Genomic DNA, 18999 nt, shown 5'->3' with positions numbered 1-18999 from the left:
TGCGGTGTCAGGTCGCTGTTGATCAGGGCGTACCGCCCACGGTGACGGACGACGTCGGACCTATGCCTGAGATGCGCGACGACGGCAGGCGAGACCGCCTCCGCAATCGTGTCCTCTTCGACGGAAGGGCTGCCGTGGTAAATCGGATCGACCTGTGCTTGTGTGATGGCTGTTTCTCCGGGATCTTCGGTGTTTCTTGGTGTCAGTGGTGCTGCGCCGCCGGCTAGATGGCCAAGGCCTCGCGCCAGCTGCGGAGGAACGCTCCGCCGGCGTCGTCGTGGATCACGTCTTCTGCAAGTTCCAGGTCGGCGGCAGTCAGGATGGTGTAGGGCTTCACCGGTATGCCGTCCGCGGGCCGGACATCCACGTGCTTCACGTCATGGTCGTTGTGGTGTAGCCAGTCTGCCATGGCATAGTCCGTCCGGGAATCTCCCACGGTGCGCCAGGAAAGCGGGGTGATGCCCTGGGCGGCCAGGAGCTCCACCGCGCGGCTTGCCCCAAGGTCCTTGCCCAGGCGCACGGATTCGATGTCCGTGGAGATGATGGTGGGGTCCAGGCGGTAGTCCGCGGTGTCATCCGATTCGGGCGCGTGATGGTCCAGGATGGCGGCGCTGAGGCCGTGCCGTTCCATGATGCCCAGGGCGTCGGCGTCGAAGAGCTTCTGTTCAGCCAGGTAATCCGCGCTGGCTACGTCCAGGTGCTGCTCCACGGAAACCATGGCGCGCTTTGTCTCATCGAAGAACATGTGGGCGGAGTAGTCCTCGGCCACCAGCCTGCGGATATCGTCCCCGTAGGCCTTGGGTACCGCGAGTTCGTGGTCCACATGGATGGGTCCGGGGCCGTCGGCGGTGTAGCTGAACCACACGGCTCCCTTCTCGCATATGGCGTGGATCACCGTGTTGGCGGGCATGCCGGTGGCAATCATGGGTTCCATGACCTGCTGGGCGATGAACGCGTCCGAGCGGCCCGTGTTGAAGATGACCGGGATGCCGGCTGAGGCCAGCGCCACCATGTCGGCGATGATGTCCGGTTTGACGTCGCGTGTCACAGGGCTGGCTATGGGGCCATCGACGTCCAGCAGCAGGGCCAGTGCGGGCTCGGTGCGGGCAGCGGTCCGGTCGGTACCTGGGAACGGTTGGGTCATGCCCCTATTCTGTCAGTCCCGCCGACCCGTCACACAGCTATGACGTCTGTGACGCCCCGCGAAGGATAGTCACCGTTTGGCTACAACCTGACTGTGCCGCGGGTCACAAGTTCCGTTACGGCAGTATCTTCCATAGGCTTGCAGGGTGATCTTCAAAGCTGTGGGCGAGGGACGCCCGTACCCCGACCATGGATACTCCGCGCCGAGGGACTGGGCGGCTCTGCCCCCGCGCCCTGTCCGCCTGGATGATCTGGTCACCACCAAGCGGACTTTGGATCTGGAGGCATTGCTGGCCGAGGACTCCACTTTCTTTGGCGATCTGTTCCCGCACGTTGTTCAGTACCAGGGTGTGATGTACCTCGAGGACGGCCTTCACCGGGCGGTCCGCACGGCGCTGCACCAAAGGACGGCCATCCACGCACGCGTATTGGTGATCGATGGCTAGGCAGTCCGGTCCGGACGAGGAAAACTCCCGACCAAAAAAACGTAGGCGTCCCAAAGATGTGACGCAGCTCCACGGCCACCATGTGGTGACGGGGCCGGAGCTTCGGGCTACCTTTGCCGACGACGCCCCGGTCCGGCGGGGCAGTTTCGGGCGCCGCCTGTTCCACGGCATTGTCCTGGTGTTGTTGCTCGGCGTGATCGCCGCGGGTGCAGTAGGTGCCTGGGCGGTCATGAACGGCGTCATCAAGGTCCCCACGGCGATTGCCAGCAAAGCCCCCGCCAGCCTGTGCCCTTCAACCACTTTCGACTACGTGCCGAACAACGCCGTTCGACTCAACGTCCTCAATGCCACGTCCCGTGGCGGCCTGGCGGCAACGGTGGCCGACCAGTTCACTGCGCGTGGTTACACCGTGGCGTCCGTGGGCAACAGTGACACTGCCTACTCAGGCATTGGCGTGGTGGTGTCCGGGGTCAAGGGCCAAGCTGCCGCTTTCAACATCCAGCGCAACCTTGCCGGAACGGACTACTTCCAGGACAACCGCGAAGACGAATCGGTGGACGTCATCATCACGCCGGGCTATGAGGGGCTGGTAGAGCCGCAGCTGGTGGATCAAACTCCCGGCAAGCTCCAGTGCCCGCGTGAGGAACTGCGGATCGCCGACAATTCCAAGTGGCCCATCATCCCCACGCGGCCCGCCAGCTGACACGCTTGCCGGTTTTCGCCACTCAAAGTGATGGGCGACGCGGGGATTTGCGTGGCGTCAGTCTGTTTGCGTGGCACTAAACCGTTGGGGTGGCGCCGGCCAGCGGGACCGGCCTGCCGGCTTCGTCGAAGCGCGCTCCCGCTCCCAGCTGGATGAAACGGACAGTCTGGGCTGTTTGGGCTTCCTGCGCGGCGAGAAGCCCGACGTCGGTGGCCGGGGACGGTGGGGGAGTCCCGCCGTCGGGCGTCCGGTTGCGTCGTGCGGCACTTGCCGACAGTGTCCCGTGGATAAGCCTCGCGAGCTGGGCGACATCGATCTCCGGAAGGTAGCCCTGGTGGACGCCATCCCTAAGGATGTCCTCGAGCAAGGCATTGAGGTCGCCCACATGGTCTGCGAGCTTGGCGAAGGACCCGGGGGAGAGGACGGCGGCCATTGCCGGACCTGGCGGCAGGTGTCGCCGGCTGAGATCCTCCACCTGTGCGCGGACGTAGAGTGCCAGGCGATCCACCGGATTCTCCAAAGCAGCCAGGGATTCACGGAGGTCCACGATGAAGCGTTCCGTCTCGTCCAGGGCGTACGCGATGAGGAGCTGCTCCATGTCCGCGTAATAGTTGTAGACGGCGGTGCGGCCAACACCGGCGTGGCGGGCGACATCGGTCATGGTCAGTCCGGGAAGGCCATGGGTGAAGAGGAGCTCGCCAAAGGCGGTGAGAATCCGACGTTGGGTCTCGGCGCGTTGGGCGGCGTTCGTGGCGGCCGTGATCCTGGGCATATAGACACTTTACAGTGATCTGTCAGCAAACCGGGTCCCGGCACGGCGGGTCCCGAACCGGGCGGTAACATCGTGGAAAACCGGAAAGCAAGAAACATTGCAGCAAGGGGGCGTCTTGCGCGCAACGGTCAAGGACGTAGCGCGCCGCGCGGGGGTCTCACCCAAAACGGTCTCCAATGTCATGAACGGAATCGTGCCGGTGAGTGAACCCACGCGGTTGAGGGTTGAGCAGGCCATGCAGGAGCTGGACTATGTCCCGAATCTCTCGGCCCGTGGACTGCGCAACGGACGCTCGGGAGTGATTGGCCTGGCGTTGCCGAACCTCGGCACCCCATTCTCGGCGGAGCTTGCCCAAAGCGTTGTTGAAGTCGCCCACGCGCAGGGCTGGAGCGTGCAGATCGAAGAGACGGGCTCCGATCCCCAGCGCGAGCAGGAGCTGATGACCCGGGCGCGCGCCAACCTGATTGATGGCTTGATCCTGAATCCCGTGGTGCTCGATGAGAGCGCCGTAAGGGTAGGCGTGGCGCTGCCTCCGGTGGTCCTGCTGGGCGAGGTATCGCAGGAACTCGCCGACCGCGTCTTTGTTGACAGCTTTGCAGCGGCCCGGGATATGACCCTGGCCTTGGCCAGACCCGGGCGGCGGCGAATAGCGGTACTGGGCATCAACCAGGGAAGGAAGTCGGCCACTGCCATCCAGCGGACCCAGGGATACGAAACAGCCCTGCACTCCTTGGGCATCCCCCTGGACGAATCCCTGATGATCGCCTGCGATGAATGGACCCCCGGCTCCGCGGCGGAGTCCGTCCTGCGTTACCTCGACACGAACCCGCTGCCGGAGGCACTCTTCTGCTTCACGGATTCGATGGCCCTGGGTGCCCTGAATGCTTTGTGGAGGCGCGGCGTGCAGGTGCCGGAAGACATTGCTGTGGCCGGCTTTGACGATGTTGCCGATGGCCGGTTCGCCGTACCGTCGCTCACCACCGTGTCCTTCGACAAGCGCGTGATCGCTTCCGAGGCGTTGCGCCTGCTGACTGAGCGTATGGCGGACAGGAGTCACGGGCAGCGCATTGTGTCCGTTCCGTACAACATCGAAGAGCGCGACAGCACCCGCTAAGGACGTCCGGGCCCACTCCAAATAAAATTGTGTGCGCTAACAATTTTCTCTTGCCCTGCACATTACAACGATGTAATATGAGATCTGCGTCACCCGGGGGCCACCTTTTACCCATGCGAGGAGACGCAACGGATCCGGACTTTGTGCAGCAGTGTGTGTCCTTTCAGCGGACCCTTCCAAAGGAGTGACGGGTGAAGCAGTTTGAATCTTTGACCGGGAGAAGTTTGTCCCGGAGACAGTTATTGACAGGCTCAGCGCTTCTTGGCGGTGGGCTTTTGGCCACAGGCCTCACAGGCTGTGGCGGATCAGCCGGAGCCGCATCCGTGCAAACCATCAACTTCTGGCATCTCCTCTCCGGAGGAGACGGCGTCAAGATGCAGGCCATGATCGCCAACGCCAACAACGCCAATCCGGGCTTCAAAGTGCACCCCACGGTGCTGGCTTGGGGACCCCCGTACTACACCAAGCTCGCCATGGCGTCGGCAGGCGGCCGGCCACCGGAGGTAGCCATCATGCACGCCAGCCGGGTTCCCGGCTACGCCCCGGGCGGGCTTATTGAGCCCTGGGACCTGGGCCTGCTGGCGGAGTACGGCATTACGCCGGAGAACTTTGCCCCGCGCATCTGGGAGAAAAGCCAGCAGAACGGCAAAGTGTTCTCCCTCGCCTTGGATTCCCACCCGTTCATCATGTTCTACAACACGGACATAGCCGGCAAGGCGGGGCTCCTGGAGAGCAACGGCCTCTTGCAGGAGGTGAACTCACCGGACGCATTCAAGGCCATGGCACTGGAGATGCAAAAAGTCACCAAAGCCCACGGCCTTTCCTTGGGCTACCTGAACCTCGGCGCGCAGATGTGGCGGCTGTTCTACACGCTCTACAAGCAGCACGGCGCGGAGATTGTGCTGACTCCCGGCCAACCCATGCAGGCTGATCGGGACGCCGCCATAGAGTCACTGGAATTCATGGCCTCCCTGTTCGATGACACCATCGCGGCCAAGGGCAACGACATCAACACCGGCATCGCCGAGTTTGTCCGGGGAGATTCGGGAATGCTCTTCAGCGGCGGCTGGGAACTGCCCACCATGAAGAAGGCCAAGCTGCCGGTTGACGCTGCCACCATCCCCACCCTCTTCGGGACGCCCGCGTCGTACGCCGATTCGCACTCCTTCGTTCTTCCGCGGCAACTCGCGGTGGATGAAGAAAAACGCAAGGACGCCTACAAGTTCGTCAGCGACATCCTCAAGGGTTCGTTGTCGTGGGCCGAGGCGGGACACATCCCGGCGTACCAGCCTGTAGTGCAGTCGCAGGCTTACCGGGACCTCACCCCCCAAGTCCACTACGCCAACGCGGCCGACATCATCGCTTACGACCCCGAAGCCTGGTTCAGCGGATCCGGATCGGACTGGCAGAACTATTTTGCCGAGTACATCCAGAACGTACTTCTGGGGCGCAGCAAGGCCAAGGACGGGTGGGACGGCTTCGTGGCCCGCACCAACGACCTTCTATCCCGGCCCAACCCGGTCTGACCGGCATCAGCACACCGAGCGACAAAGGAGTCCTTCATGAGTTCCTCAACAGTGTCCCGGCAGACCAGCCAAGTACGGACAAAACCCACTCCCGGCATCAAGGCCGGCCCCTCCCTGCGCAGAAGCAGGGACAACGTCAGCGGCTGGACCTTCGCGGCCCCGTTCCTCGTCTTCTTCCTGGTGTTCCTTGTATGGCCCATCCTGTACGGCTTCTACATGAGCCTGACGGGGAAGTCACTCACAGGAGCCAATGACGCCCTCATCGGTTTTTCCAACTATTCCGAGGCCTTTGCCGACGCCGGGATGTGGCGTTCCCTGGGCAACACGCTCTATTTCACCGTGATCAGCACAGTGCCGTTGGTGCTGGTGGCCTTGGTGATGGCTGCGCTGTTGAACATCGGTCTTCCAGCCCAGTGGCTCTGGCGGCTTTCGTACTTTGCCCCGTTCCTGCTGGCATCCACGGTTGTCTCCCTGTTCTTCGTCTGGATGTACAACCCGCAGCTTGGACTGATCAACGACTTCCTGTCCAAGTTCGGCATACCGAAAATCGGCTGGCTCAATGATCCCAACGTGGCCATGTGGTCGATCGTCATCGCAACGCTTTGGTGGACCGTAGGATTCAACTTCCTCCTTTACCTGGCAGCAATGCAGAACATCCCCGCTCAGCACTATGAAGCGGCATCACTGGACGGCGCCGGAGCGTGGCGGCAGTTCTTCTCCATCACGCTGCCACAGCTCACGCCCACCACGGTGATGATCGTGCTGCTCCAGATCCTCGCCTCCTTGAAGGTCTTTGACCAGATTTACCAGATGACATCAGGCGGTCCGGGCGGATCAACCCGGCCCGTGGTCCAGTACATCTTCGAAACCGGGTTTACCGGATACCGGCTGGGATACTCCGCAGCCATCTCCTACATCTTCTTCGGACTGATCGTGCTGGTTTCTGCCTTGCAGTTCGTCATCACCCGCCGCAGGAGTGCATAGCCATGGCAAATACAACCCTCACCCGTTCCATCCCGCGCAGTGGTTCCGCCCAGGTTATCCGCCAACCACGCAAGAAGCTGACAGTGGGCAAGGTTGCTGCCATTGTGGTCGCCGCCGTCCTCGCCGTCCTCTGGTTGATTCCCTTCGCCTGGGCAACGGTCACCGCCTTCAAATCCGAAGCGGATGCCTCGGCGTCCAAGATCAGCTGGGTGCCGCCGTCGGGCTTCACGTTCGATGCGTTCGCCAGCGTCTTCCAAGCCGGCAACATCCCCTTGTGGACGTGGAACTCGCTCTACACCTCCGCGGCCATCACGCTCATCACGCTGGTAATCTCGGCCTTCATTGCCTACGCGTTGTCCAGGATCGAGTTCAAGGGCAAGAAGGTGCTGATGACGGCAATCATTGCCAGCATCATCGTGCCGCCACCGGTACTCATGATTCCGCTCTTCTACCAAATGCTCGCGTTCAAGATGATCGATACCCCGTGGGCCATCATCCTGCCGCAGGTCATCCACCCAGCCATGGTGTTTGTCCTCAAGAGGTTCTTCGACCAGATTCCGCGTGAACTTGAGGAAGCAGCCGTCATGGACGGCGCCAGCCGCTTGCGGATCTTCATGCAGATCATCCTGCCGTTGTCCCGGCCGATCCTGGCGGCGGTCGCGATCTTTGTGTTCATCGGCGCCTGGAACAACTTCCTGTGGCCGTTCATCTCCACCAACGACGACTCCCTGCTGACCCTCCCTGTGGGCCTGCAGACCATCAAGAGCGCCTACGGCGTGCAGTACGCGCAGAACATGGCGTCAGCATTGCTGGCCGCGCTTCCGCTGATTGTCGTCTTCCTGTTCTTCCAGCGCCAGATCATCAAAGGCATTTCCACCACCGGCCTCGCCGGGACCTGACCGGGCCCGTTTCCGCACCAGACCTGAAACACACAACCAAGGAGATACATGTCCCGCGCACGCATCACCCTCGATCGCGACTTCACCATCGGGGAGGTACCCCGCCGGCTCTTCGGCTCCTTCGTGGAGCACATGGGCCGCTGCGTCTACACCGGCATTTACGAGCCCTGGCATCCGGAGGCTGACGAGCACGGCTTCCGCCAGGACGTCCTCAAGCTCGTCAAGGAACTCGGCGCCACGGTCATCCGATACCCCGGCGGCAACTTCGTCTCCGGCTACAACTGGGAAGACGGGATCGGCCCGCGTGAAAGCAGGCCCCGTCGCCTGGATGGCGCCTGGCACACCGTGGAGACCAACGCCTTCGGCCTGCACGAGTTCGTGGACTGGTCCAGGCAGGCCGGCACCGAAATCATGGAGGCCATCAACCTGGGCACCAAGGGAGTGGAGGAAGCCCGCGCCATTGTGGAGTATTCAAACCACACCGGAGGCACGTACTGGTCTGACCTCCGGGCGAAGAACGGCCACAAGGACCCGTTCGACATCAAACTCTGGTGCCTCGGCAACGAGATGGACGGTCCGTGGCAGATCGGGCACAAGACAGCCGATGAGTACGGCCGCCTGGCCCAGGAAGCCGCCAAGGCCATGCGATACGTGGATCCGTCCATTGAACTCGTGGCGTGCGGCAGCTCGAATTCCAGGATGCCCACCTTCGGCGACTGGGAGCAGACAGTCCTCACGCACACCTACGAGGAAGTGGACTATGTGTCCCTCCACGCCTACTACTTCGAAGAAGAAGGCGACGTCGGCAGCTTCCTGGCATCCGCCGTCGACACCGACTACTTCATTGAGTCAGTGATCGCTACGGCCGATGCCGTGCGGGCCAAGGGCAAGCACAAGAAGCACATCAACCTGTCCTTTGATGAGTGGAACGTCTGGTACCAGCGGGGCCGGGACACCGAGGACCAGCTGAGCAACATCGTCAAGGCACCGTGGCGCGAACACCCGCGTGTCATCGAGGACCAGTACAACGTGACCGACGCCGTGGTGGTGGGGACCCTGCTCAACTCGCTGCTGCGTCATGGCGACCGGGTGAAGATCGCCAACCAGGCGCAGTTGGTCAACGTTATTGCGCCGATCCTTTCCGAGGAAAACGGCCCGGCGTGGAAGCAGACCATCTTCCACCCGTTTGCGCGGATGGCCGAACTCGCCAAGGGACAGATCCTGCAGCTCTCGGTTGATTCGGACAAGTACTCGAACAACCGTTTCGGGGACACCGACCTGGTGGACGTCAGCGCCACGTGGAATGAGGAAACGGGCCGGGTTGCCTTGTTCTTCGCGAACCGCGGCCTGGAGGAAGCAGCCGACGTCGAGACCGCCCTGCGCGGCTTCGACGCCCGGCAGGTGCTCCGCGCCGAGGTCCTGGAAATTCCCGACGGCGGCGACCGCTTCACCATCAACAGCCAGGACCAGCCTGGCCGGGTCGGGCTCAAGCCCCTGGAAGGCGTCAAGGCGACTGGTTCGGAGCTGCGCCTGACGCTGCCCGCCCTGTCCTGGGCCGTCGTCGAGCTCGAGGTGGCGAAGGCCTAGCCCACGCCAACAAAGCAACGCGGGGTCACTTATGGCCTATCCCAAGGGGGATTTTGGGCCATAAGTGACCCCGCGTTGGGTTAAATGCTGCAGCCGTCCGGGCCGCAGGCCTCGGCGTCGGAAGCACCCACCGGGATCAGGGGGTTGGCTTCCTGCCAGGCCTGGTTCAGTGCTTGGCTGAAGAGGTCTGCGGGCTGGGCACCCGAGATGCCGTACTTACGGTCGATGACGAAGAACGGGACGCCGGTGACGCCGATGGCGCGGGCCTCGTTGATGTCCTGGTTGACCTCTTCGGTGTACTTGTCCGAGCTGAAGAGCTCAGCGACTTCGCCGGCCGGCAGCTCGAGGGCTGCGCCGAGCTCCGTGAGGTACTCCTGGTTGCCGATGTCCTTGCCGTGCTCAAAGTGGTCGCTCAGCAGCTGTTCCTTCGCGGCATCCTGCTTCCCATGGGTGGCAGCCAGGTGGATGAGGCGGTGGGCGGTGAAGCTGTTGGCCACCACCACCTTGTCGAAGTGGTAATCCAGGCCCTCGCCCTTGGCGGTCTCGGTGACGTGGGCGAACATCTGCTTGACCTGCTCCGGAGCCATGCCCTTGCGCTTGCTCAGGTAGTCCAACTCGGTGCCGTCGTAGTGTTCCGGGACCGAGGGATCCAGCTGGTAGCTCTTCCACTCCACGTCAACGGAATCACGGTGCGGGAACTGAGCCAGGGCGGTCTCGAAACGACGCTTGCCGATGTAGCACCACGGACACGCGACGTCTGACCAGATTTCAATCTTCATGCTTGCGTCAACCCCGAGGGTTGTGGAGGCATTCCGGCAACAGCCTGTTATTTTGCTCACGGGGCGAATAGCCTTAGTGAGGGTTATGAAGCCAGCCCATGGTTTGGGGGGTTTGCGCGGAGGCCCGGATGCGCATCGGACTCATTGTTGGACCATGGTTTACCGTGCCACCGGAAAGATACGGCGGCACCGAGAGGGTAGTTGATAACCTTGCCCGTGCGCTGGTTGATGCCGGCCACGAAGTCCTCCTGGCAGCAGCGTCCGACAGCACGTGTCCCGTGCCCCAAATGCCCGGCTTCGGTCCCAGCCAGCCGGAAGCACTTGGCCTGACCATCAGTGAGTTGGACCATGTCATCAAGGCCTACCGCGGGATGGGCGGGGTGGACATCATCCACGACCACACGCTGGCCGGCCCCCTCTATGCCCACCGCCCCCCGGCCATCCCGGTGGTCACCACCATCCACGGCCAGTTCACGGCCCAATCGGCGGAGCTCTACCGCGCCATGGAAAGGGACGCGTCCATCATCGCCATCTCCAACGACCAGCGCTCCATGTTCGCGGACCTCAACGTTGCAGCTGTCATCCACCACGGACTGGACCTCTCCACCGTGTCCAAGGGCGAGGGTAAAGGCGGGTATGCGTGTTTTGTGGGACGGATGTGTCCGGACAAAGGACTCATGGAAGCGGTGGCAGTTGCCCGCGAAGCCGGTATTCCCCTGAAAATAGCCGCCAAAATGCACGCAAAAGACGAACAGGACTTCTTTATGGAGGTCGTGCAGCCCGCCTTGGGTACGCAGGAGGAGTTCCTGGGTGAACTCTCCGACCCCGAAAAATATGAGCTCATGGGCGGCGCCGTGGCGTTGATCAACCCCATCCAATGGCCCGAGCCCTTTGGGCTGGTCATGATCGAGTCACTGGCCACGGGCACACCTGTTGTGGCCACCCCGATGGGTGCCGCCCCCGAAATCGTCAAGCACGGACAGACCGGCTTTCTGGGCGAAGTCCGGGACCTTGCCGGCTTCGTGGACGCTGCCGCGAGGTTGAACCGGGCGGACTGCCGGCGCTCCGTGGACGAGTACTTCAGCGCCGGCCGCATGGCTGCCGAGCACCTGGACCTCTATTCGCGCATCCTTCAACAATTCAGGAGCAAGGGGCTTCCCGGCGGAGCCTACGTGGAAGAGAATCAGAGGCAGGCCTCGTAGCCCGAGGTTGCCTGCCCGCGAAACCAACCCCGCCAGAGGAGCCCTGCCGCGCATGACCGCTTGGAACGCAGACACCGAAGCCGGAGCGTCCGAACTGGGGGCGGTGACCGTCGTCGAAGGCTCGTCCTTCTGCATTTCCGCCCACCCGGGCGACATCCATGGCGGTGGATCGCAGGGTGCGTACTACCAGGACACCCGCATTGTTTCCCGCTGGGTGCTGCGCATCAACGGCGAACCCCGGGAGCCCCTGGTGGCCCGCAACCCGACGTCGTTCCAAGCTGAGTACGTGGGCCGGGCGTGCACCGAAGACGGGCGCTTTGAAAGCCCGCTGCTGGTCCGGCACCAGCGCAGCGTGGGCGCCGGACTGCGCGATGACCTCACCATCACCAACTATTCCGGCAAGCCGTCAACATGCACCATCGAACTGTTGATCGACGCCGACCTGGCCGACCTCTTCGACGTCAAAGGCGGCAGGGTAGGGACTGAACGGGAAACGCTCCGGACAGCCCGGGAAGACGGACTCCACATCGACTCACTGCACTCCAACGGACAGCGACGGGGAGTGCTGTTCCAGGCGCAAGGGGCAAAAGTCAGTGCGGAAGGGCTGACATTCAGCATCACCATTCCGGCCCGGGAGGACTGGTCCACCACCATCATTACCCTGCCGCTGGTCAACGGTGAGCCTCCGGAGGATCGCTTCACCGCCGCAATACCCCTTCACCACACCACGGGCGCGCGCCGGCAGACGCAATGGCAGGAACATGTTCCGCGCATCACGGTCAGCGACCAGAACGTCACCGACGTGCTGGACCAAAGCCAGCGGGACCTCGGCTCGCTGAGGATCTTCGACGACGAACACCCCGGCCGTGCCGCCATCGCCGCCGGAGCACCGTGGTTCATGGCCCTGTTCGGACGCGACTCCCTCCTGGCCTCCTACATGTCCCTCATGGTGGACCCCGGTCTGGCCGCCGGCACACTCCAGACCCTGGCCGGACTCCAAGGGACCAAAGTGGACCTGGACTCCGAGGAAGAACCCGGCCGCATGCCCCACGAGGTCAGGCTGGGAATCACCGCGGGCTTGTCCCTGGGCGGCACCGCCTACTACGGAACTGCCGATGCCACACCGCTGTTCGTCTCCACCCTGGGTGAGCTGAGCCGCTGGGGGCTGGGGGAGGACATCATCGAATCCCTGCTCCCGCACGCGGACCGGGCCATCGAATGGATGGAACAGTACGGCGACCGCGACGGGGACGGCTTCATCGAATACCAGCGTCCCAACTCCCACGGACTGGTAAACCAGGGATGGAAGGACTCCTGGGACGGGATCAACTTCGCCGATGGCCGGATGGCGGAAGCACCGATCGCCCTCTGCGAAGTCCAGGCGTACGCCTACGCGGCCTATGTGGGCCGGTCCCTGCTGGCACGCAAGGCGGGCGACTCCGCCGTCGAACGCCGTTGCGCGGACAAAGCCGCAGAGCTCAAGGAGGCCTTCAACAAGACCTTCTGGCTGCCGGACAAGGGCTACTTCGCCTTGGCGTTGGACAAGGACAAGAACCCCGTGGATTCCTGCACCTCCAACATGGGGCATTGCCTGTGGGTGGGCATCGTGGATGAGGACAAAGCGCCGCAGGTGGCGGAGCGGCTCATGTCTCCAGAGATGTTCACCGGCTGGGGCATCCGCACCCTGGGCTCCGACATGGGTGCCTACAACCCCGTCAGTTACCACAACGGCTCGGTCTGGCCGCACGATACCGCGCTCGCCGCCACAGGCCTCATGCGGTACGGCTTCGTGGACGAAGCCAGCCGGGTAGCCAGCGGATTGTTCGACGCCGCCGAACACTTTGGCGGGCAGCTCCCCGAGCTTTTCTGCGGCTTCGACCGTTCAGACTTCGCGGAGCCGGTACCGTATCCGACGGCGTGTTCCCCACAGGCGTGGGCGGCTGCGGCGCCGGTGCAACTGGCCCGGATCCTGCTCCGGTTCGATCCTGATTTCACCCGGGACGTGCTTCATCTGGCGCCTATCCTGCCGGAATCCTTCGGCGGGTTCACGGCCGAGAACGTGCTGCTCGGGAGCTCGCGGCTCACCGTGCGGGCGTCCGGTTCCTCAGGAACGGTCAGCGGCCTGCCGGAGGGGCTTCATTTGCGCAACGACCCCCGGCCGCAGTTGGCCGGGGATTTGTTCGGCTAGAGCCTGTTCTCCATGACGAAGTCGTGTTCCACCGTGTTGCCGAGCTTGAACGATTTGGTGCCCACACGCTGGAAACCGCTCTTCTCGTAGAAGCGGATGGCTTTGGCGTTTTCGCTGTTCACGCCGAGCCACACACCTGATGCGCCCTTGTCCGCGGCCAGGGCCAGGGATGCCTGGATCAGCCGTGATGCGGCGCCCTTTCCGTGGTGGTCCGGGTGGACGTAGCACTTGCTCAGTTCAGTGGAGGGCAGGGCCGAGAGGACGGAGGCGACGTCGGGGTCGCTTGCCGGCTTGGCAATCAGCATGGTGTACCCGGTGAGCTGCCCGTCGTCGTCGAGCACCATGACCGTGATGTTCGCATCGGCGAGATACTCCGAAAAGTTGGCCTCGCTGAGCGTCTTTTCAAGGTGCGCCTGGATGTCAGCGGGCGAAGAGCCAGGCGGGCACGCCAGCGGGAAGGTGACGGCGGCAAGCTCAGCCAGCTTCCCGGCGTCGTTGGCTGTTGCGGTGCGGATGGTGTCAGGCACGTGGTCCCCCTAAGAGTTTTTTGTACAGGTAATGCCCCTAAGAACGAATCTTAAGGGCATTAGCTGGATGTGAACTCCTAGCCCACTGTGGGGGTAGCCCTGACGGCATTGGCAGCCCGGTCCGCCAGTACTTGGGGGTCGCTGCCGGAATCGAGGACGGTGTTGCGTGTTGATTCGGGATCGACCATCACAGCTGTTACGGCCAGGGCAGCAGCGGTGTCAGTGGTCAGCAGGGCCCCTACCTGGGCTTCGAAGCAATCGTCGCTGGCGGCGGCGTGGACGTCCATGGCAACGACGTGGTTGTTGGACACGAAGTTCCCTGCCCCTTCCCGCAACCGGATGAGGACCGGCGTCGCGCCTTCCGGACGGATGCTCCCGGCATCGATGATCTGGGAGAAGTGGTTGCCGATCACGGAGTTGTTGCTGCCGCGGACACTCAGGACTCCGTGGAGGTCATCCAGCCCGTTGTCGATCCCCAGGAAGGGTGTCCATGGCTCGTGGTCACGGAGGAAGTGGTTGGTGGCCACGAGATTTTCCGAGCTGTTTCCGTCAAGGACAACCATGCCGGGGTAGAAGGAGTGGAGGCGGTTGTTCGTGACGCTTGAACGGGTGACGCCGTTGAAGTGCACGCTGCTCGCTCCGCGGGGGAAGACGTTGTTGGCGGTGACCAGGAGCCCGCCGTGATTCTCCGCGTAGATTGAATGGCCCTTGAACCCGGCGCCGATCAGGTTGTCGGTGATCTTGGACGCCTGACCCCAGCCGCGCAGCTCGATGCAGCTTCCGCATTCCGCGATGAAGTTGTTGTGGATGGAGAGGGCATCCGCGTTGTGGATGCTCAGGGCATGTTCCAGGTAGATGAAGCCCATCTCGTTGACACGGAAGGAGTCGTTGGCACTTGAGACATGGATGCCGGTCTTTCCGTTCACGTAGGTGTTTTCGGCGGGCAGGTCCGAACCGTCCGCGGCGAAGTGGAGCCCGTCAATGCAGAAGTTGGCGAACTCCACCGAACTGATCCGCGGACTGCCCTCACGCTTAACCAGGAAGGCAGCGCCCTTGGACGGGTCAGCTTTGGACGTCTCGGCTTCCTCATCGACCGGGAGTTCGGGCAGGTCCACCAGGACACGGCTCCCGCCCGGCCACAGTTCATGGAGCTCGGGCCATTCGTCGTGGGGGACGTTGAACCTGATGCTCGAGGACGTGAACCCGTGGCCCGAGCCCTGGATCCTGAGGAAGCTGATGTCTATCAGAACCTGGGTGCGCAGGCGGTAGTCACCGGGCGGGAGGTAAATCACCGCACCCGGCTTTCCGCCGTCGTTAACGTCCGTGGCGTGCTGCCGTTCCTTGATGTCGGCGATGATGCTGTTGATCACCTCGCCGACGTCCTCGGATGGGTTGCCGATGGGCCAGGTGGTCACGTCGTAGTAGTTGTTGCTGGACATGGCGTGGGTTCCCTCGTTGTAGTGGGTGGTGGACGTGGTCAGCTGGCAGGTTGCTGTTCGGGGAGTTCGGCCAGCAGCTCGTCCGACGTCGGCGGGTTGGCGCCTGCGCGGCGCACGGTAATGGCTGCGGCCTTGGTGGCCCTCCGTCCCAGGGACTCGAGGGCCTCGGGGGTGAAGCCGTCCGCCACGGAAACCCCGGAAACGAGGAGCCCGTAGATCAGGGCGGACATGTACGAGTCACCGGCGCCGATGGTGTCCGCCACGGTGGACTCCACGGACGGAACCAGCACCCGGGTACCCGTTGTGGAGAGCATGGATCCTTCCGAACCCTTGGTCACCACGACCAGTCCGGCACCAAGGTCCAGAATTCGCTGGGAAGTGTCCTCAAGTGACTGCTTCGGATAGAGCCAGTGTGCGTCCTCGTCGCTGAGCTTGACCACGTCGGTGAACGGAATGAGTTCCTCGAAAGTTATCCGCGCCCCTGCCTGGCTTCCAACTAGGGCAGGCCGGACGTTGGGGTCGTACGTCACTAGGCATTGCTGGTGCACCTGTTCCAGGAGTGCCCGCACCGCCGCCGCGCCAGGCTCCAGGAAGGTAGCGATTGACCCTGTGTGCAGAATTTTTGGCTGGGGCGCGGGGGCAATTGCGGGTAGATCCCACTTGATGTCGAAGTCGTAGTGGGCTGAACCGTCGGCGGCCAGGGTGGCGGTGGCAGTAGCTGTCCGGCCGCGCCTGCCGGTACGGGTCAGGAGTTCGACGCCGGCGCTCGCCAGGTGCCGTTCGATGGCTGCACCGTGGTTGTCGTCTCCGATCGACGTCAACAATGTGGTGGGCACGCCGAGCCGGCCGAGTCCGTAGGCAACGTTGGCAGGCGATCCTCCCGGATATTCCACGGTGCCTTGCGACGAGACGACGATATCCACCAGGGCTTCGCCGACAACCACGACGTCGGCTTCCGTTCCCGGGTGGGTGGCTTCTACTTTTTGCATTCCGGACTTCTCCTTAGGCGAGTGATGAGACTGCGAGCTTCAGAACTGTGGCGGTGCCGCCCTCTGCGGCCAGCCAGTTCTCCTGACTGTTTGCCCCTGGGAAAACGAGATCGGTGAGAACCACTGTGCCGTCCTGCGCGAAGACTTCCACTGAGCTCTGGTCCACGATGATGAGGAGCTTGAGAACGCCGTCCTCCAAGGCGACGGGTGCTGATTCTGCTGACGCGAACTTTTCGTGGAACGTGGTGTCTCCTGACCGGGTGCGGTCAAGGGTGAGGCGGCTGTTGCTTGTGGTGTAGCTCAGGACTGTGCCCTGGCTCCCGTCGGGGCTCGCGAGCAGTTTCACCTCGACGCGTTCGGCGGTTCCCGGCTTGATTTCGGCCTGGATCACCTGGGCCCTGCCGGGAAACGCATCGGGCAAGCGGAGGGCTTCGGAGCCCAACTCGAAGCTGCCGGTTTCGCTCAGCTCCTCCTTCGCTTCCCCCAGGACCGGGTGCTGGACCAGCCGGGTGGCGCCGCTGACAGAACTCAGCCGCAGTTCACGGGCCAGGGTCATGGAGGACCGCCACGGTGCCGTGGGCAACTGGTTGGCGTAGTCCCAGTTGTTCATCCACCCGATGATGATGCGGCGGTTATCCGGAGCATCACTGAAAGACACCGAGGCATAGCAGTCCCGTCCCCAGTCCAGCCACAGGCATTGCTGCATGGCCGCGGCGGCCGCTTCGGCGTCTGCGATCGATGAAAGTCCGGTAGGAGCCGCCAGCGAGCCTGCGTCGGGAAGGAAACGGACGCCGTCGAACTGTCCCACGAAGTACTGGCCGCCCGAACCTCCCGCCACCGCGCCGGGGTTGACGTTGACGATCAGCACCCATGCGGTGTTCCCCGGATCCCCGTCCACCGCCAAAGGAAAGAGATCGGGGCATTCCCACTCGCCCGCGTCGGCGTTGGCCGGGCCAAAGTGGCTCAGGAAGTCCCACGTTTTGAGGTCGTCGGACCGGTAGAAAACCACCTTCTGCTGCTGCGCTTCGACGGCGACCATCACCCAGAAGGAACCCTGCGGGCCTTCGTAGCGGAACACTTTGGGGTCGCGGAAGTGCTCGGAGTTCCTGGTGAGCACAGGGTTTTGATCGTATTTGCGCCACGTCATTCCGCCGTCGGTGCTGTACGCGAGGGACTGGGCCTGGGTGCCGCTGTGGATGGTTCCGGCCTTGAAGGCGCTGGTGTACACAGCCACCAACGCAGGTGATTCGATGCTGCCGAATCCTGAGGTATTGCCGTGGTCCACCACTACGCTTCCGGAGAAGATGTCCTCTGTCTCATCGCCCGCGATGGCAACAGGGTGCTCCGTCCACTGCAGGAGGTCAGTGGAGGTGGCGTGGCCCCAGGACATGTTGCCCCAAACGCTGCCGAATGGGTTGTTCTGGAAGAAGAGGTGGTACAAACCGTCGTGGAATACCAAGCCATTGGGATCGTTCAGCCAGGTGTCCCTTGCCGTGAAATGGATGGCAGGCCGGAATCGGGGAGTTACGGCCGGGGCTGTTTCCGGGCGTGCGGCATCGAGGCTACTGGACATGTGGTGCGTTCCTTTTGGGACGTTGGAGTGGCTTGTTGGGGTTACCGGGGAGCTGCGACGGAATCGCGGCGGACCAAGGGGCAACCCAGGATGGTCGGGTGGAGCGCCATCAAGGACAGATCTTCCTTGCCCTCAATGGCGTCAATGAGGTGTTCAGTGGCCCAGGCCCCCATCTCGTAGTGGGGGAGGGCCACGGTGGTGAGGCCGGGGTACAGGTTGGCGGCGATCAGTTCCTGGTCGTCAAAACCGACAACTGAAAGGTCCGCCGGGATGTTCAGGCCCAGCTCGGCAGCGGCCCGGTAGGCGCCCATGGCCATGCGGTCGTTGTAGCAGAACAGTGCCGTAGGAATATCGGCGCGGTCACCCCGCGACAGGATCCGCTTGGCGGCCTCATAGCCGCCTTGCACCTCGGAGACCTCGGACTCGACAGGTGCCGCTTCGCCGTCGAGCCCCGCTTCGGTGAGCATGGCCCGGAAAGCCTGGAGGCGTTGACGGGTCGCTGGAACGTCGTCGGTGTTGTTGATGAAGCCCACCCGGGTGTGGCCGGCGTCGAGAAGCGCGCCAACAGCAGCCCGGGCACCGCCGTCCTCGTCCGGAACCACGGCGGTGATGTTTCCACCGATCGCTACGGAGTCCACCAGCACGGACGGGACGTTTCCCAGGTTGTCGGGGAGTTCCACATTGCGGTGGTACATGGTGGCATAGAGAATCCCGTCCACGCGGCGTTCCAGGAGGGCCTGGACGTCGGCTTGCCTGGATTCGAGACTGGCCGAGCCCGGGGTGTTGATGATCATGAGGTTGTAGCCGCGGGCTTTGGCGGCTTCGTCAGCACCGAGGATGATCCGGCCGGCGTGCGGGGTGGTGGCGATTTCCTCACTCACCAACCCCAGCATGCCCGTCCTCTGCGTTCGGAGGGCCTGGGCCAGGCGGTTGGGGCCGTAACCGAGTGCTTCGGCCGCGGTCCTGACTTTGTCCCTGGTTTCCCTGCTGATCCGGGCGTAGGACACCTCGTTGAGGACGTGGGACACGGTAGTGACGGACACGCCGGCGGCGACGGCCACGTCCTTGATACCGATGTTCTTGTTGCTCATCCGACTCCCACGTCCTTTAGGTTTTGGTGATGCCCTT

17 protein-coding genes are annotated in these 18999 nt (G+C 63.2%); 9 read left to right on the top strand and 8 right to left on the bottom strand.

What is annotated here, in order from left to right:
* Positions 1-223: 223 nt before the first annotated feature.
* Complete coding sequence (locus IEY62_RS15410) at positions 224-1144, bottom strand: Cof-type HAD-IIB family hydrolase (protein ID WP_189019385.1); 921 nt, start codon at positions 1142-1144, stop codon at positions 224-226.
* A gap of 145 nt (positions 1145-1289) precedes the next feature.
* Here IEY62_RS15410 and IEY62_RS15405 point away from each other — a divergent pair, with 145 nt between their 5' ends.
* Entirely contained in the window at positions 1290-1589 is a 300-nt protein-coding gene (locus tag IEY62_RS15405; protein ID WP_018778077.1) for a type II toxin-antitoxin system VapB family antitoxin, read from the top strand.
* A 58-nt stretch (positions 1590-1647) separates the two neighbouring features.
* Complete coding sequence (locus IEY62_RS15400; RefSeq protein WP_189019383.1) at positions 1648-2292, top strand: LytR C-terminal domain-containing protein; 645 nt, start codon at positions 1648-1650, stop codon at positions 2290-2292.
* Positions 2293-2368: 76 nt separating this feature from the next.
* Here IEY62_RS15400 and IEY62_RS15395 read toward each other — a convergent pair whose 3' ends face one another.
* On the bottom strand, positions 2369-3064 hold the full coding sequence (locus IEY62_RS15395; protein ID WP_189019381.1) for a TetR/AcrR family transcriptional regulator: 696 nt from the start codon (positions 3062-3064) through the stop codon (positions 2369-2371).
* Between the two features lie 115 nt (positions 3065-3179).
* Between IEY62_RS15395 and IEY62_RS15390 the strand changes: the two genes are divergently transcribed.
* The 5 genes from IEY62_RS15390 (at position 3180) to arfA (ending at position 9174) form a co-directional block, all read left to right on the top strand.
* Positions 3180-4178: a LacI family DNA-binding transcriptional regulator gene (locus IEY62_RS15390; RefSeq protein WP_189019379.1), complete on the top strand. Its 999-nt coding sequence runs from the start codon at positions 3180-3182 to the stop codon at positions 4176-4178.
* 191 nt (positions 4179-4369) lie between these two features.
* Positions 4370-5704, top strand: coding sequence for an extracellular solute-binding protein (locus tag IEY62_RS15385; protein WP_189019377.1), 1335 nt, complete (start codon positions 4370-4372; stop codon positions 5702-5704).
* Positions 5705-5740: 36 nt separating this feature from the next.
* Positions 5741-6688: a carbohydrate ABC transporter permease gene (locus tag IEY62_RS15380; RefSeq protein WP_189019375.1), complete on the top strand. Its 948-nt coding sequence runs from the start codon at positions 5741-5743 to the stop codon at positions 6686-6688.
* A gap of 2 nt (positions 6689-6690) precedes the next feature.
* Positions 6691-7587, top strand: a complete 897-nt coding sequence (locus IEY62_RS15375; protein WP_189019373.1) for a carbohydrate ABC transporter permease — start codon at positions 6691-6693, stop codon at positions 7585-7587.
* A gap of 48 nt (positions 7588-7635) precedes the next feature.
* On the top strand, positions 7636-9174 hold the full coding sequence (gene arfA, locus IEY62_RS15370) for an arabinosylfuranosidase ArfA (protein ID WP_189019371.1): 1539 nt from the start codon (positions 7636-7638) through the stop codon (positions 9172-9174).
* A gap of 80 nt (positions 9175-9254) precedes the next feature.
* Here arfA and IEY62_RS15365 read toward each other — a convergent pair whose 3' ends face one another.
* Entirely contained in the window at positions 9255-9953 is a 699-nt protein-coding gene (locus IEY62_RS15365) for a DsbA family oxidoreductase (protein WP_189019368.1), read from the bottom strand.
* A 128-nt stretch (positions 9954-10081) separates the two neighbouring features.
* Between IEY62_RS15365 and IEY62_RS15360 the strand changes: the two genes are divergently transcribed.
* Together IEY62_RS15360 and IEY62_RS15355 are read left to right on the top strand one after the other, a co-directional pair.
* Positions 10082-11155 carry a glycosyltransferase family 4 protein gene (locus IEY62_RS15360; protein ID WP_189019366.1) on the top strand — a complete coding sequence of 358 codons (1074 nt, stop codon included), beginning with the start codon at positions 10082-10084 and terminating at the stop codon, positions 11153-11155.
* A 52-nt stretch (positions 11156-11207) separates the two neighbouring features.
* Complete coding sequence (locus IEY62_RS15355; RefSeq protein WP_189019364.1) at positions 11208-13343, top strand: amylo-alpha-1,6-glucosidase; 2136 nt, start codon at positions 11208-11210, stop codon at positions 13341-13343.
* Here the strand turns inward: IEY62_RS15355 and IEY62_RS15350 are convergent.
* The 5 genes from IEY62_RS15350 to IEY62_RS15330 form a co-directional block, all read right to left on the bottom strand.
* Positions 13340-13870: a GNAT family N-acetyltransferase gene (locus tag IEY62_RS15350; RefSeq protein WP_189019362.1), complete on the bottom strand. Its 531-nt coding sequence runs from the start codon at positions 13868-13870 to the stop codon at positions 13340-13342. The genes IEY62_RS15355 and IEY62_RS15350 overlap by 4 nt on opposite strands.
* A 77-nt stretch (positions 13871-13947) precedes the next feature.
* Positions 13948-15309, bottom strand: coding sequence for a NosD domain-containing protein (locus tag IEY62_RS15345; RefSeq protein WP_189019359.1), 1362 nt, complete (start codon positions 15307-15309; stop codon positions 13948-13950).
* A 38-nt stretch (positions 15310-15347) separates the two neighbouring features.
* A complete protein-coding gene (locus IEY62_RS15340) occupies positions 15348-16298 on the bottom strand; it encodes a carbohydrate kinase family protein (protein WP_189019357.1) in 951 nt (316 codons plus the stop codon).
* Between the two features lie 13 nt (positions 16299-16311).
* Entirely contained in the window at positions 16312-17871 is a 1560-nt protein-coding gene (locus IEY62_RS15335) for a glycoside hydrolase family 32 protein (protein WP_189019355.1), read from the bottom strand.
* 41 nt (positions 17872-17912) lie between these two features.
* Positions 17913-18962 carry a LacI family DNA-binding transcriptional regulator gene (locus IEY62_RS15330; RefSeq protein WP_189019353.1) on the bottom strand — a complete coding sequence of 350 codons (1050 nt, stop codon included), beginning with the start codon at positions 18960-18962 and terminating at the stop codon, positions 17913-17915.
* Between the last annotated feature and the right edge of the window lie 37 nt (positions 18963-18999).

Origin of the sequence: Paenarthrobacter histidinolovorans, from assembly GCF_014647595.1 — a bacterium.
GTDB classification, from domain to species: Bacteria; Actinomycetota; Actinomycetes; order Actinomycetales; family Micrococcaceae; genus Arthrobacter; species Arthrobacter histidinolovorans.
The sequence above is the reverse complement of the archived record's forward strand: the minus strand, read 5'-3'. Positions and strand labels throughout refer to the sequence as shown.

Excerpts from the sequence above, each read along its gene's own strand:
- IEY62_RS15340 (WP_189019357.1), bottom strand. The coding sequence starts at position 16,298 with ATGCAAAAAGTAGAAGCCACCCACCCGGGAACGGAAGCCGACGTCGTG.
- IEY62_RS15395 (WP_189019381.1), bottom strand. The coding sequence starts at position 3,064 with ATGCCCAGGATCACGGCCGCCACGAACGCCGCCCAACGCGCCGAGACC.
- IEY62_RS15355 (WP_189019364.1), top strand. The coding sequence starts at position 11,208 with ATGACCGCTTGGAACGCAGACACCGAAGCCGGAGCGTCCGAACTGGGG.
- IEY62_RS15375 (WP_189019373.1), top strand. The coding sequence starts at position 6,691 with ATGGCAAATACAACCCTCACCCGTTCCATCCCGCGCAGTGGTTCCGCC.
- IEY62_RS15345 (WP_189019359.1), bottom strand. The coding sequence starts at position 15,309 with ATGTCCAGCAACAACTACTACGACGTGACCACCTGGCCCATCGGCAAC.
- IEY62_RS15330 (WP_189019353.1), bottom strand. The coding sequence starts at position 18,962 with ATGAGCAACAAGAACATCGGTATCAAGGACGTGGCCGTCGCCGCCGGC.
- IEY62_RS15410 (WP_189019385.1), bottom strand. The coding sequence starts at position 1,144 with ATGACCCAACCGTTCCCAGGTACCGACCGGACCGCTGCCCGCACCGAG.
- IEY62_RS15335 (WP_189019355.1), bottom strand. The coding sequence starts at position 17,871 with ATGTCCAGTAGCCTCGATGCCGCACGCCCGGAAACAGCCCCGGCCGTA.
- IEY62_RS15360 (WP_189019366.1), top strand. The coding sequence starts at position 10,082 with ATGCGCATCGGACTCATTGTTGGACCATGGTTTACCGTGCCACCGGAA.
- IEY62_RS15365 (WP_189019368.1), bottom strand. The coding sequence starts at position 9,953 with ATGAAGATTGAAATCTGGTCAGACGTCGCGTGTCCGTGGTGCTACATC.
- IEY62_RS15380 (WP_189019375.1), top strand. The coding sequence starts at position 5,741 with ATGAGTTCCTCAACAGTGTCCCGGCAGACCAGCCAAGTACGGACAAAA.
- arfA (WP_189019371.1), top strand. The coding sequence starts at position 7,636 with ATGTCCCGCGCACGCATCACCCTCGATCGCGACTTCACCATCGGGGAG.